This is a genomic window from Iodidimonas nitroreducens, from assembly GCA_000710935.1.
Classification (GTDB): domain Bacteria; phylum Pseudomonadota; class Alphaproteobacteria; order Sphingomonadales; family Rhodothalassiaceae; genus Iodidimonas; species Iodidimonas nitroreducens.
In genome coordinates, this window is sequence record BAYV01000080.1 from 1 (window position 1) to 433 (window position 433).

Genomic DNA, 433 nt, shown 5'->3' on the forward strand with positions numbered 1-433 from the left:
GTGAATGGTGCCGGAAAATTCCTGCGCAGGATCAAAGCCCCCACCCACGCTATCCTGTTCCTGGCCCAAAGTGAGCGTGCCGCCCGAGGTGATCGGCGTGCCATTGCGGGCAAGGCCGATGCCTGCCAGATCGCCATCCACAAAAACCGCGATTTCCCGGCTATTGCTGTCAAAGCTCACCGAAAGATGATGAACAGCCCCATCAAATAAACGGCCCATATCGATATCGAGAACCGTTTCCTGACCATTGACATAGACCCCGAGCTTGCCATCAGAGCGCGCAAAGATCAGAAATTCATTATCGCTGCCCGCCACATTATAAGAGGCGAGCACGGTGCCATTGGTCTCGCCCGGCTGCGGTGGCTCGGTCGAGGAAAAAGACAATTGCACCGTCAGCGCATCGCCTGCCAGATCCACATCAGAAAACAGTGCC

General features: G+C 56.1%; 1 protein-coding gene. It reads right to left on the reverse strand.

From position 1 onward, the window contains the following. A partial coding sequence (locus AQ1_RS12385) for a LamG-like jellyroll fold domain-containing protein (protein ID WP_042087836.1) occupies positions 1-433 on the reverse strand: 433 nt, incomplete at both ends.